This is a genomic window from Phenylobacterium sp. (assembly GCF_030697925.1).
Taxonomy (GTDB): domain Bacteria; phylum Pseudomonadota; class Alphaproteobacteria; order Caulobacterales; family Caulobacteraceae; genus Phenylobacterium.
Genome location: NZ_JAUYOJ010000239.1, coordinates 1 through 12,570, shown reverse-complemented (window position 1 = coordinate 12,570; position 12,570 = coordinate 1). Strand labels below are relative to the sequence as shown.

The 12,570-nt window shown below is 65.8% G+C and carries 9 protein-coding genes and 1 pseudogene; 5 read left to right on the top strand and 5 right to left on the bottom strand.

Features of this window, described 5'->3' with window-relative positions; genetic code table 11:
- Positions 1-14 precede the first annotated feature (14 nt).
- The 4 genes and pseudogenes from Q8Q88_RS23520 to Q8Q88_RS23505 form a co-directional block, all read right to left on the bottom strand.
- Positions 15-1,016 (bottom strand): NAD(P)-dependent alcohol dehydrogenase, encoded by a 1,002-nt coding sequence (locus Q8Q88_RS23520; RefSeq protein WP_305677606.1) that lies wholly within the window; start codon positions 1,014-1,016, stop codon positions 15-17.
- A gap of 16 nt (positions 1,017-1,032) precedes the next feature.
- A pseudogene (locus tag Q8Q88_RS23515) lies at positions 1,033-1,351 on the bottom strand (2Fe-2S iron-sulfur cluster-binding protein).
- Positions 1,352-1,354: 3 nt separating this feature from the next.
- The gene (locus Q8Q88_RS23510; RefSeq protein WP_305677605.1) at positions 1,355-2,617 is read right to left on the bottom strand and encodes an MFS transporter; all 1,263 of its coding nucleotides are present in this window, start codon (positions 2,615-2,617) and stop codon (positions 1,355-1,357) included.
- A 16-nt stretch (positions 2,618-2,633) separates the two neighbouring features.
- Entirely contained in the window at positions 2,634-4,997 is a 2,364-nt protein-coding gene (locus tag Q8Q88_RS23505; protein WP_305677604.1) for a TonB-dependent receptor, read from the bottom strand.
- Positions 4,998-5,205: 208 nt separating this feature from the next.
- On the opposite strand from Q8Q88_RS23505, the gene Q8Q88_RS23500 reads away from it, so the two are divergent.
- Complete coding sequence (locus tag Q8Q88_RS23500; protein ID WP_305677603.1) at positions 5,206-5,952, top strand: SDR family NAD(P)-dependent oxidoreductase; 747 nt, start codon at positions 5,206-5,208, stop codon at positions 5,950-5,952.
- 6 nt (positions 5,953-5,958) lie between these two features.
- On the opposite strand, the gene Q8Q88_RS23495 is transcribed toward Q8Q88_RS23500, so the two are convergent.
- Entirely contained in the window at positions 5,959-7,410 is a 1,452-nt protein-coding gene (locus Q8Q88_RS23495) for an aldehyde dehydrogenase family protein (protein WP_305677602.1), read from the bottom strand.
- 121 nt (positions 7,411-7,531) lie between these two features.
- Between Q8Q88_RS23495 and Q8Q88_RS23490 the strand changes: the two genes are divergently transcribed.
- The 4 genes from Q8Q88_RS23490 (at position 7,532) to Q8Q88_RS23475 (ending at position 12,271) form a co-directional block, all read left to right on the top strand.
- A complete protein-coding gene (locus tag Q8Q88_RS23490; RefSeq protein WP_305677601.1) occupies positions 7,532-8,767 on the top strand; it encodes a cytochrome P450 in 1,236 nt (411 codons plus the stop codon).
- Between the two features lie 24 nt (positions 8,768-8,791).
- Positions 8,792-10,447: a choline dehydrogenase gene (locus tag Q8Q88_RS23485; RefSeq protein WP_305677600.1), complete on the top strand. Its 1,656-nt coding sequence runs from the start codon at positions 8,792-8,794 to the stop codon at positions 10,445-10,447.
- Between the two features lie 119 nt (positions 10,448-10,566).
- A complete protein-coding gene (locus tag Q8Q88_RS23480) occupies positions 10,567-10,797 on the top strand; it encodes a dodecin (RefSeq protein ID WP_305677599.1) in 231 nt (76 codons plus the stop codon).
- A gap of 109 nt (positions 10,798-10,906) precedes the next feature.
- Positions 10,907-12,271, top strand: coding sequence for an alpha/beta fold hydrolase (locus tag Q8Q88_RS23475; protein WP_371129903.1), 1,365 nt, complete (start codon positions 10,907-10,909; stop codon positions 12,269-12,271).
- Positions 12,272-12,570: the final 299 nt, after the last annotated feature.

Here is a 12,570-nt window from a genome sequence, read left to right as displayed (position 1 = left end):
TCCCGGTTGGAGTGTCAGCGGCTGAAGTCGATCACAATCTTGCCGAAGCGGTCGCCGGACTTCATCGCATCATAGGCCGCACGGACGTCGTCGAAGAGGAACACCTGGTCGACAACCGGCTCGATACGGTGGGATTGGATCGCCGTGCACATATCCTCGAACATCTCCCGGGAGCCGACTGTCACGCCTCGCAGATGGAGCGTGTTGCCCATCAGGGTGGGGATCGGCAGCGGCTCCTGAGCGCCGGTGAGCACGCCCACGATGGCCACCGTTCCGCCGATGGCTGTGGACTTCAGGCTCTCCTGAAGGGTGCCGGCGCCCCCGACTTCGATGACGGCGTCGGCGCCGCGGCCATTGGTCAGGCCACGGACCTCTTTCGACCATTCAGGGTGATCGCGATAGTTGATCGTGTGGCTCGCGCCGAGGTCCTTCGCCCGTGCCAGCTTCTCGCTCGACGAAGAGGTGATCACGGTTTCCAAGCCCGCCGCCTTGGCGAACTGCAAGGCGAAGATCGAGACGCCGCCGGTCCCCTGCAGCACCACGGTCTCGCCAGCCGCGGCGTTGGCGGCGACCATCAAGGCGTGCCAAGCGGTCACGCCCGCGCAAGTGAGCGTGGCTACTTGGTGGTCGGATAGGAAGTCGGGGACCTTGCAGATAGCCTCCTCAGAGATGACGAGAAGCTCAGAGCCGGTCCCCACCGCGCCGCCCAGCGTCACGGAACGCTTCTCCGCCGTCAGCTTCCCGCCTAGCCACTTGGGATAGAAGATGGTCGAGACCCGGTCGCCAGGCTTGACCCGCGAGACACCATCGCCGACGCTCTCGACAATCGCACAGGCGTCGGAGAACGGGCTGACCGTCGTTTCGGTGGCACGGCCCGCCATGCCGACATCGCGCGCGTTTAGCGAGACCGCGCGGATGCGCAGCAGCACTTCCCCTGCGCCTGGTGTCGGATCCGGCTTTTCGACGATGCGCAGGTGGTCCAGCCCGCCGGGCGCGCCGATCTCGATGGCTCTCAAAGGAACTCTCCGTTGCTCACTGCTGGCTTTCAGGCATCCGGACAACCAAGCCGTCGAGATCGTCGCTGACCTTGATCTGGCAGGACAGGCGGCTGTTGCCTTCGATGTTCTCGGCGAAGTCGAGCATGGACTCCTCCATGGCCGACTTGGGCCCGGTCTTCCCATGCCAGGCTTCGTCCACATAGACGTGGCAGGTGGCGCAGGCGGACGCGCCGCCGCAGTCGGCGTCGATGCCGGGGATGTTTTTTTACCGCGCCTTCCATGACCGACATGCTGGGCTTCACGTCCACCACGTGCTGCGCGCCGTCGAACTCAACGTAGGTGATCTTGGCCACGGCTCAGGTCCGCTTTGGCCGCAGGCCGAGCGGCGCGCGGCTGTCGCCCAGGCCGAGAGAGAAAATCAGCGCAGCGGAGACGATGCACAGCCCGGCCGCAATCTGGCGGGCGAGATCATAGCCGCCGTGGCTCGTGTAGGCGATGCCCGCGAGTACCGGTCCGGCAACATAGCCGAGCGTCGCTGCTGCGTAGAGCCATCCGTAGGCTGCGCCGTACGCCCGCAGACCGAAGAAGCGGCTGCACAGGAACGCCAAGACGTCGCCTTCGGCGCTGAGGCCAAGGCCGAGGGCGATGGCGAAGATGAGAATGAACCCGGGGCCCATGTTACTCGCGATGGCGAGGGCCAAGGCGGTCATGGCCAGGCAGGCGGCGGCCACAGCGGGCGGATGCAAGCGGTCGAGCAGGAAGCCGACCAATGGCCGCGAGACGATCATGGACACGCCGAGCGCCGACACGGCGAACTGTGTCTGCAGCGAGGACGCGCCCATATCCCGGTACATCGGGACGAGATGCACGATGGAAGCCGCCAGGGCGGCCGAGCCGAGCACGACCGCGACGGCCATCGTCCAAAAGGCGCGCGTGCGCAAAATCTCAGGCATCGCAATACCGCCGAGTGCTTCATGCCCACCGACTGCGACCGCAGCCTGCCTCTCCGGCGGGTCGCGCAGGAGCGGCACAACAAGGGGCAGGGCCAAAAGCACGATCCCCGAAATCGCCAGATAGCCCGCGCGCCAGCCGTAGGCCTCCATCAGGGGCGGCAAGATGAAGGGGACAAGGGCCGTGGCTACGCCGGGGCCCGCAATCATGACACCAAGCGCAAAGCCCCGGGCGTCCGTAAACCAGGCATTTATAGTCCGTGAATAGACGACGAAGCTGGTACCTGCTCCGCCGAGCGCCACAGCAAAGTACCCAGCGTAGAGCGTCCAGATTTCGGACGTGACGACAAATGGGAGCGCCGCATAGACGGCGGATGACGAGACGATCGCGGTTATGGCCACCAGGCGGGGGCCAAAGCGATCACAGAGCCAGCCTACGACCGGCAGCAGGATCAACATCCCGGCCAGGAAGACGCTGGAGGCCAAGCCTATTGCGGCGCGTGACCAGCCGAACTCAGCCTCCAGCGGCGCCATGAAGAAGCCGAGCGGGAAGGAGGTGAATACCCCCGCGCCCAGGGCCCCGCCGAGGACGGTGGCGATCAATACGGGCCAGCCCCGGCCGACTTCGCGCCGCCACCCCGAACCGCCCCGGGCGGAATTCTGACTCATCTCTTGGACTCCAGTCTTATCGCCACAGCGCGGGGCGAACCGTCAACTGCAACCGCACCTCAATCGGCCGGTTGATGAAGCCGACTAGGTCCGCGGGCGTGCCCGTGGCGAAGCCCGCCGTCGTACCGGAGACCGACTGGCCGGTCACTCCGATGGCGCGGATCTCGTCGGTGATGTTTCGTCCGATGAGCGCGAGCTCCCAGGCGCGGTCTTCGGCGAACAGGCGGGCTCCGAGGTCGAGGAAGGTCACCGCTTTTTGCCGGCCGCCCGGGGCCAGGTCGCCGGCAGGATTGTTTGAGCTTTGGTGCCTGATCCCGCCGTTCAACTCCAGGCTCAAGCCCTCGCGGACAGTGAAGGCATAGGCCGCCGATACATTGGACGACCAATCGGGCGCGTTCGGCAGTTGCAAGCCGCTAAGATCGCGTGACGTGAACCGGCCACCCGATGGGATCAGGTTGCACCCTTGCGCGACGGTTTGGCCAGCATAGCAGGCGCCGATGAACTCATCGTAGCGAGCACGCGTGTAAGCCACGCCGCCGTCCACGGTCAGCCCTCGCACCGCCGGCGGCTGGAACTTGAAATTCATCTCCGCGCCGCGGACCGTGGCGGACGCGGCGTTCTTGATGATCACCGTCAGCTGAACGCCGTCATAGGCGCTGACCTGCAAGTCTTCGTACTTGTAGTCGAACAGCGACGCATCGAGACGCAGGCTGCCGCCGAAAAGCCGGGACTTGACCCCGACCTCACCACCGCGTGCGCGCTCGGGCTCGAAGGAGGGGTCGTAGCCGACTGGCGCAGCCGTTGTGACGGAAGGGTTGAACCCGCCAGACTTGAAGCCCTCCTTGTAGGCGGCGAACACCGTCAGGGCCGTGGACGGCCGGTAGGTGAGCGTGATTTCTGGCGAAAGGTCGTCCGCTTCCACGCGCGTCCGGCTCAGGCGGCTAGTCACATCGCCCTGGCCTCGCTTCCAGAGACGGACCTTTTTCGCTTCCTTGGTATAGCGCGCGCCGCCGGCGAGCTCCCACTCGTCCGTGATCCTCCAGAGCAACTGCCCGAAGGCGGAGTTCGTGTGGCCTTCCTGGAAGGTGTTGGTCTCGTTGAAAGGCGCGGTCAGCAGATAGAGCTGCGGCTCTTCGTCGAAGGCGCTTTTCTGGAAATAGGCGCCGACCATGAAGTCGAACGCGCCGCCGTATGACGATGCCAGACGGACCTCTTGCGCATAGTCCCGCTTGTCCTGGTCAGAGGACAAAGCGATGCCCACCCGCGGACCGACCTGAGTGGAGAAGCCGTGAAGCTGATAGTTGAAATAGCTGGTCAGTGACGTCAGCGTCAGCTCTGGCGTGACATCATAGTCGATGTTCAGCGTGCTCACGAGGACGCTGCGCTCTTCGCGGGGCTTCCCATCGCCGAACCGAGGGCGCGTGGCCGTGACGCTGGGCGGCGCATCGCTGATGCCGGCGGTCAAACGGTCCATAGTGCAGTTGTCGATCGGAGGGCCGAAGATCGCCTGAGGCGCTTGAGCCGTCCCCGTCGGACAGTAGATCAGCTGGCTGGAGCCATAGTTGCTGATGCCGTCGACCTTGAAGTAGGCCGTCTTGAAATTTGCGCTCAGCTTGTCGTTCGGCTCGAAGCGCAGGCTGATACGGCCGCCGTACTCGTCTGCGTTCGGGGCGCGACTGTAGCTCGGCCCCGCCACCCCTGGCGCCCAGTTGGACGGTAGGGGATTCCTGAGATATCCGTCGATGTGGGTCACATAGCCCGCCAGGCGGAACGACAAGGCCTCAGTGATCGGGCCGGAGATCGCGCCTTCCGTGCGCCACTCGTCGGCCTCGAACTCGTAGCTGCCGCGCGCGTAGCCGTCCCAGTCGCGGGTCGGTCCTTCGGAAATGAAGGAGATCACGCCCCCGGGGCTGTTCTTGCCGAAGAACAGCGTCTGCGGACCCTTCAGCACTTCGACTTGCCGCAGGTCGAACTGACCGATGCGGGTCGCGCCGGCGCTAGAAACCGCTGCCCCGTCGAGGTTGATCGAGACCGTTTGGTCAATGCCGACCGTGTTGCCGCTGGCGACGCCGCGCAGGCTGATCCCGCCGCCAATGGCGCTCAGGTTGTCGTTGATGATCAGGCCGGGCGTCATCTGGGCGATGGCGTAGATGTCGCCGACGCCCTTGCGCGCCAGCTGCTCGGCGGTGATGGCCGTAATCACGGCCGGGACCGAGATGTCAGTTTCGTCGCGCTTGCGGGCGGTCACCACCACCTCTTCGACGCCGAACGCCTCGACCGGAGTGGCCCCCTGGGCCCTGGCGACCCCGGGAAGTACGGCTGACATCGCTGCGGCGGCGCTGGCGGCGCAGAGCTGCGCCCGGAACGATCCTAGCGGCATGTTCTTCCCCAATACTATTCGCGTTGGTTCTAATCCAACTGGTTGGTCAACCGTAGCGGAGGTGGGGATATTGTCAATTGGTCTAGGCTGGCGCCGACCGAGGAAGCCATGGAGGCGGCGAGCAAGGCGCGCCGAGCGGGCTATTATCAACCGACTAGATGTACTAATAATTGCGCGGGGATGGCCCTCACGCTGATTCGAGGCGCGAATGCGCATAGCACTTGTCACCGGCGGCGCTAGCGGACTTGGCCTCGCAACGGCCCGACGCTTTGCGGCCGACGGCATGAAGGTCTTCCTTGCCGATCTCAACGGAGATGCGGGCGTGAAGACGGCGGCGGAATTGCCCGGGGCCGGCCACGCCTTCGTGCGTATGGACGTCGCCGATGAGGCGTCGGTGGCGGCCGCCTTCGACCGCGCGGAGGCGCTGGCTGGCCCGGTGGCCGTGGTGGCCAACTTCGCTGGGATCGTGCGGCTGGGAGAGCCGTACGCGCTGGCAGACCTGCCGATTGCAGAATGGGATCGAGTGCTGGCGGTGAACGCCACGGGCTCGTTCCTGTGCTGTCGGGAGATGGCGCGCCGTCTCCCCATCCGTGCCGTTGAGCACGGGAGGATCATCCTGGTGTCTAGCTCAGCGGCGCAACTGGGAGGACCGAGCAGCCCAGTCTCCTATCAAGCCTCGAAGGGGGCGGTGCTGTCCCTCACGAAGGGCGCCGCACGGGCGCTGGCCCAGTATGGCGTCACCGTCAACGCCATAGCGCCGGGCCCGATCGACAGCCCCATGTTCCGCGCAGGCGTGGCGAGAGTGGGTGAGTACAAGGCGATGTCGTCGCTCGTTGTGGGACGGGTCGGGATGGCCGAAGAAGTCGCCGCGGCCGCCGCCTATCTGGCCTCGGCGGAAGCCGCATTTGTGACCGGATCCACGCTCGACGTGAATGGCGGGTTGCGAATGCAATGACCGCGGTTAGGCGTCAACCGTCTGAGGCGGCGAGTAGCCCAGGTACGCCTTCACTTCGGTGAACGCCTCGAACGCGGCTGCGCCACGTTCGCGGCCATTGCCCGAGAGCTTCACACCACCGAACGGCGCAGTCGGGTCGCCAATCTGCATCCCAGTCCCGTTCAGGAAGACTTGGCCGGCCAGCAGGCGGCCGCCGATAGCCCGCAGCTCTTCGAGGTCGGCTCCGTGCACATAGGCGCCCAGACCGTAAGGAGTGTCGTTGGCCATCTCGATCGCGTGTTCGACGCCGTCGAACTCCTGGATGGCCAGGACCGGTCCGAAAATCTCGTCGCGGACGACGCTCATCTGCGGCGTCGTGTCGGCGAAGATGGTCGGGCGAACGTAGTAGCCGCGGTCGAGTCCTTCCGGTCGACCCGGTCCCCCACAGACGAGGGTGGCGCCTTCGTCGACGCCCTTTTTGATCATCGCCTGGATATGGTTCCATTGCGCGCCGTTGGCGACGGGGCCGAGAATGGCTCCGGACTCCGGATGACCCACTGTCATCGCCGCGGCAGCCTCGGCGGCGAGCTTACGGACTTCCTCACGGCGGGACGCGGGAACTAGCAGGCGGGTGGGAGCGATGCAGGCCTGGCCCGAATTGATCATCGCTGCGCGTACCGCATTGGGCACGGCCGTCGGGAAGTCGGCGCTGTCCAATAGGATGTTCGGGCTCTTTCCGCCGAGCTCCTGGTGCACGCGCTTGACGGTGGAAGCCGCGCGCCGCGCCACCTCGATGCCCGCGCGCACCGAGCCGGTGATCGTCACCATGTCGACGTCCGGGTGGCCGCTCAGCGCCGCGCCCACCGTCTCCCCGTCGCCGAACACCATGTTGAAGACGCCCGGCGGCAGGCTCGCGCCGTGGATTACCTCAGCGACGATCTGTGCGGAGTAGGGGGCATATTCGGATGGCTTGAGGATGACCGTGCAGCCCGTTGCCAGAGCTGGCGCGAGCTTGGTGAGGATTGCGCCGGCTGGGTAGTTCCAGGGGGTTATGAGGGCGCAGACGCCGATGGGTTCGTGGCAGACTAGGGTCCGGCCGCTCCAGGTCTCGAAGGCGTAGTTCCTGAGCGTCTCCAGCGTGACCCGCGCGTGCAGCGCCGCCGACCTGGCCTGGACCTCGAGGCTGAAGCCCTGGGGAGAGCCCATCTCATCGGTGACCGCGGCTGCGATATCGTCTTCACGTGCGACGAGGCCGTCGATGATTCGCTCGAGCAGGGCGATGCGTTCTTCGCGAGAGGTCTGCCGGAACCCGGGTAAGGCCGCCTTAGCGGCGGCGACCGCACGGTCGACGTCGGCCTCGTCGCCGAGAGTAAGGCGTCCCGAAGCTTCTTCGGTCGCCGGATTGATCACGTTGACTGACAGGCTGCCCGAGGGGACGACCCAGGCTCCGTCAAGATAGAGGCGATCAAGTTCGCGCATCGGCCACTCCAGCTTGATTTACTTAAACCAACTAGATAGTTGACACCTCGCGGCCGGGAATGCAACGTCCAGGCTGCTGATGCCGCCCGAATAGAAGCGGCGTGACGGGAGTGATTTGGCGATGCAGGCCCTGGCTGAGACGACCGGTGGGAACGCTGCGGACATCCCCCTAGATCAGCTTGATGTGAGCGAAGTCCAGCTATACGCCCAGGACAGCTGGCGCACCCCATTTGCACGGTTGCGACGCGAGGCTCCGGTGCATTTCCTGTCCGAAAGCCCGCACGGCCCATTCTGGTCTGTGACCACCCACGAGCTGATCACCTACGTGGAGTCCCACCCGGAGATCTTCTCCTCGGACTTCAAGTACGGCGGCATATCGATCGTCGACCTCTATATGCAAAATTTCCTGTCCAGCGACCGGCCGCGCCACACCGAGCAGCGCAAGGTGGTGGCGCCGGCCTTCTCTCCGTCCGAATTGCTGCGCATGGGCGCTGCGATCCGCAAGCGCACATCGGAGCGGCTGGACGCCATCGCGATTGGCGAGACGTTCGACTGGGTTGACAACGTCTCAGTCGAGCTGACCACCCAGATGCTCGCCATCCTGTTTGACTTCCCCTGGGAAGATCGACGCCAGCTCACCGAATGGTCGCACTGGTCCCGCAATGTCGAGGCGGCCCGCGATCCGGAGATGAGCAAGGTGCGTGACGCGCACATGCATGCGATGACCACCTACTTCAACGGGGTCTGGGCGGAGAAGAAGAACCAAGCGCCGGGCACCGACCTGATCTCGCGGATGGCCCACTCCGAGGCCATGGGCGACCTGACCTGGGAGGAAAAGCTCGGGAATCTGGCGCTGCTGATCGTCGGCGGCAACGACACCACTCGCAACTCAATGAGTGGGATGATCCTGGCGTTCAACCAGTTCCCCGAGCAGTGGGCGAAGCTGCGCGCCGACCCGTCGCTCTTGGACAACGCAGTGCCGGAGATCGTCCGCTGGCAGACCCCGGTGCTCTCCATGCGGCGCACATGTGTGGAGAACACTGAACTCGGCGGCCAGCAGATCAAGAAGGGTCAAAAGGTCGTCATGTGGTACATCTCGGGCAACCGCGACGAGACGGTGTTCGAGGAGCCCGACCGGCTGATCGTCGACCGGGAGAACGCCCGGCAGCACGTCTCCTTTGGCTTCGGCATCCATCGCTGCCTGGGCTCACGCCTGGCCGAGCTTCAGATCCGCATCCTGCTAGAGGAGATGATCCGCCGCCGGATGGTCGTGGAACTGGCCAGCGAGCCTGTGCGGCCCGCCACCCTGGCCGGTCACGGCTTCGAAACCATGCCGGTGCGGATCCGCATCGACTAGCTGTCCGTCCAAGAGCGCTTCGCCATGCAAGAGTACGACTACATCGTGGTGGGCGCTGGCTCGGCCGGCTCCGTCCTGGCCAACCGACTGACCGCCGACGGCGAGGCGCGCGTCCTGCTCCTCGAAGCGGGCGGCAAGGACGACTCCATCCTCGTGAAGATGCCCGCCGGCGCCTACAGCCTGATCGGCGGCAAGGGTCGCTACAACTGGGGGTTCTGGAGCGAGCCGGAGCCCCACCTCGACGGCCGGCGGGTGTTCTTCCCCCGCGGCAAGGGACTCGGCGGGTCGTCCTCGATCAACGGCATGATCTACATCCGCGGCCACGCGCGCGACTATGATCAGTGGCGGCAGATGGGCCTGGCCGGTTGGTCCTATGCGGACGTGCTGCCCTACTTCAAGCGAGCCGAGACTCTGCTGGGCGAGGGCGACGACGCCTTCCACGGCCGCGACGGCCCGCTCTGCGTGTCGCGCGCAGTCTCTCCGCACGGCATCTATGATGCCTTCATCGAGGCCGGCGGCCAGGCAGGTCATGAGATCACCAGCGACTTCAACGGCGCCCGCCAGGACGGCTTCGGCCGCTACCATTTGACCATCCGCGACGGCCAGCGCTGGAGTGCGGCTCGCGGCTACCTACGCCCAATCGCCGGCCGGCGGCCGACCCTGACGATCCGCACCGGCGCGCGCACGACGCGCGTTGTGATCGAGAAGGGGCGCGTGGTTGGCGTCGAGTATGTCGTGGGGTCGAGCAACTCTCGGCGGGTCGCCTACGCGCGCGCCGAGGTGATCCTGAGCGCCGGCGCTGTGCAGACCCCGCACATCCTGCAGCTCTCAGGCGTTGGCGACCCCGAGGAGCTGCGCGCCGCCGGCGTCGGCGTGACCCACGAGCTCAAGGGCGTGGGCAAGAACCTGCAGGACCACATCGCCGTGCGGCTGGGCTGGGAAGTGCCCGGCATGGACACGGCCTACACCTACGCGCGCGGCCTGGCGAAGCTCCGAACGGGCCTCGACTATCTCGTGCGAGGGCAGGGGCCGGGGCGGCAGAATTTCCTCGAGGCGGGCGCCTTCCTGCGCACCCGGCCCGAGATCGACCGGCCCGACGTGCAGCTGAACTGCGTGCTGGCGATCGTGCAGCTGGCGGGCGACAAGACCATCCGCGACGGGTTCTCGATCAGCCTCTGCGGACTGAATCCGGAAAGCCGCGGCACGATCACATTGAAGTCGGCCGACCCGTTCGCCGACCCGGTGATCCGCGGCAACTACCTCTCGGCGCCCCGCGACCTGCGGGTGATGCTGGACGCGATCGCCCAGGTGCGCGAGGTCGCCGCCCAGCCGGCTCTGCGCTCGATCTCGCGCGTGGAAATGAACCCCGGCTCCGATATCCGTTCCGAAGCCGACCTCAAGGCCTGGATCCGGCGCACCGCCAGTTCGCAGTACCATCCGGTGGGCACCTGCAGCATGGGCTCGCGAGACGACGGGCGCGCCGTGGTCGACGAGCGGCTGAAGGTGTTCGGCCTCGAAGGCCTGCGGGTGGCCGACGCCTCGATCATGCCGACGCTGGTGGGCGGCAACACCAACGCGCCAAGCATCATGATCGGCGAGAAGGCGGCCGACCTGGTGCTCGGGCGGACGCCGCCCGCTGCGGCGACCTCGCCTCGCAAGCGCTCGGCCGTCCCCGCCTAGGCCGGGGCGCGGGCAAGCGGTAGATGCACCAACTACGACGAGGCGACGGACCAAAATCAGTTCGAGATGCGAGGCTAGAGCGGGCGTAGGCTGAGCTCTTCACCGGGCAGGAGGCTGCAATGTCGGAACACGTGTACAAGGTCGTGGAACTCGGAGGGTCGTCGGAACAGAGCATCGAGCACGCCATCGAGGTGGCCATCGCCCGGGCGTCGGCCACCACGCGGAACCTGCGTTGGTTCGAGGTGCTCCAGACGCGCGGCCAGATCGCCGACGGCAAAGTCAAACGCTACCAGGTGCTCATAAAGGCCGGGTTTACGTTGGACGATCCTGCGCCTACGCAGGTCAAATAATCAACCGACTAGATAGTTGACATATCTGCCGGTCGTCCTAGGATGGCAACTGCCGCCGCAGTTCAAGCGGGCGCCCTGGGCCCCCGCTGCGGTCGCGCCGGAGCACACCATGGATGGGTCGATGCCTATGCGCGCCACCGAGAGTGGGGATCCGCTAACGTTCGAGGGTTTCGGTGGCGTAGCGCTTGCGGCCGAAAGCTGGGGCCACGCCGATCGGCCCGCCGTCTTGCTCCTCCCAGGCGGTGGTCAGTCGAAGAGTGCATACAGACGGGCGGCGCGCGCCTTGGCTGACGCCGGGCGCCGCGTGATCTGCGTGGATTTGCGCGGCCACGGCGAGAGCGGCTGGCCCTCCGATGGTCGATACGACCTGGACGCGCTGTCCCAGGACGTCGTGCACGTCCTTCGTCAGATGGGGAGCCGGCCGGTGGTGATCGGCGCGTCGCTTGGTGGCTTGGCGGCCCTTGCCGCCCTTGGCGAGAGCGAGGTCGAGGTGGCCAGCGGCTTGGTGCTGGTGGACGCCGCTCCGCAAATCGACCAGGAGGAGGCTGGGCGCATCAAGCAGCTCATGCACGAGTACGCGAGCGGATTCGAGACGGCGGAAGAGGCGCTCGAGGTCGCACACAGGATCTCGCCGCATCGGCCCAAGCCGAAGTCCGCCGACCGCCTGCGTGAACACCTGCGCACTGATGACAGCGGGCGGTTGCGGTGGCTCTGGGACGAACGGTTTCTGAGCGCGATCAATGCCGACACCATGGCGGTCCGCCTTGAGCAGGCGGCCAGGGGTCTGAAGATCCCGGTGCTGCTGCTGCGCGGGGAAAGCGGGCTGGTCACGTCCGAGGCGACCGAGCGTTTACAATCCCTGCTAAACGACGCCGAATCCATCGAGATCGCCGGGGCCGGCCACCTCGTGGCATCCGACCGGGCCGACGCTTTCAACGCGACGGTCCTTGAGTTTCTCGAACGCAGAGCGCCCCGCAGTCCTGAGCGGTTCACGGAGGGATCCGACGCTCGGACCTTGCGCAATGCCCTGGGTTGCTTCGGCACGGGCGTAACGGTCGTGACCACTGTGGGCGAGGATGGCCCAGTGGGGGTGACGGCGAACTCTTTCACGGCTGTCTCCCTGGATCCGCCGCTGATCCTGTTTTGCCTCTCCGGCAAGTCGAGCAGCCTGCCCGCCTTCAGGTCCGCCGGCCGCTTCGCGATCAACGTCCTGCACATCGGCCAGCAGCCCGCGTCGAACGCCTTTGCGGGCCCCCAGGAGAGCCGGTTCGCCTCCGTCAAATGGGAGATGGGAAAGCTCGATGTGCCGGTGATCGTGGGGTCTCTGGCGACCTTCGAGTGTGAGACCGAGTCGGTTCACGAGGCCGGCGACCATGTCGTGATGATCGGTCGCGTCAAGTCCGCCATTTTCGAACCGCGTCGCGACCCGCTGCTATTCTTCCGCGGCCGTTACCGCCGGCTTCACTTCAGCTGATCCAAGTGAATTGCGACCTAGGCGACATCTCCTTAGCGTGCGCCCAAATGGGGATCGTGCTGAGTGGACACGCGGAGTGCCCGCTCAAGCCTACACAGCTGCTACACAGGGCGGATGGCCGTCTCTTAATTCAATAAATACAGTGTGCTAGTGGGGTCGAAGCTCCCCGTAAGTAGGCCGGGAACCGATAGGTGGTCTGCGCGGCCTTAGGCGGGAGATGACAAGTCATCGTCGCGCGATGTCATTCCAAGACCCACGGGGGAATGGGAGCCTTTGCTTGAACAGACAGGCGTGAGCCG

What these genes read in the sequence shown, in the direction of transcription:
- Q8Q88_RS23490 (WP_305677601.1), top strand. Translation starts at nt 7,532, where the DNA reads ATGCAGGCCCTGGCTGAGACGACCGGTGGGAACGCTGCGGACATCCCC.
- Q8Q88_RS23475 (WP_371129903.1), top strand. Translation starts at nt 10,907, where the DNA reads ATGGATGGGTCGATGCCTATGCGCGCCACCGAGAGTGGGGATCCGCTA.
- Q8Q88_RS23480 (WP_305677599.1), top strand. Translation starts at nt 10,567, where the DNA reads ATGTCGGAACACGTGTACAAGGTCGTGGAACTCGGAGGGTCGTCGGAA.
- Q8Q88_RS23485 (WP_305677600.1), top strand. Translation starts at nt 8,792, where the DNA reads ATGCAAGAGTACGACTACATCGTGGTGGGCGCTGGCTCGGCCGGCTCC.
- Q8Q88_RS23505 (WP_305677604.1), bottom strand. Translation starts at nt 4,997, where the DNA reads ATGCCGCTAGGATCGTTCCGGGCGCAGCTCTGCGCCGCCAGCGCCGCC.
- Q8Q88_RS23510 (WP_305677605.1), bottom strand. Translation starts at nt 2,617, where the DNA reads ATGAGTCAGAATTCCGCCCGGGGCGGTTCGGGGTGGCGGCGCGAAGTC.
- Q8Q88_RS23495 (WP_305677602.1), bottom strand. Translation starts at nt 7,410, where the DNA reads ATGCGCGAACTTGATCGCCTCTATCTTGACGGAGCCTGGGTCGTCCCC.
- Q8Q88_RS23500 (WP_305677603.1), top strand. Translation starts at nt 5,206, where the DNA reads ATGCGCATAGCACTTGTCACCGGCGGCGCTAGCGGACTTGGCCTCGCA.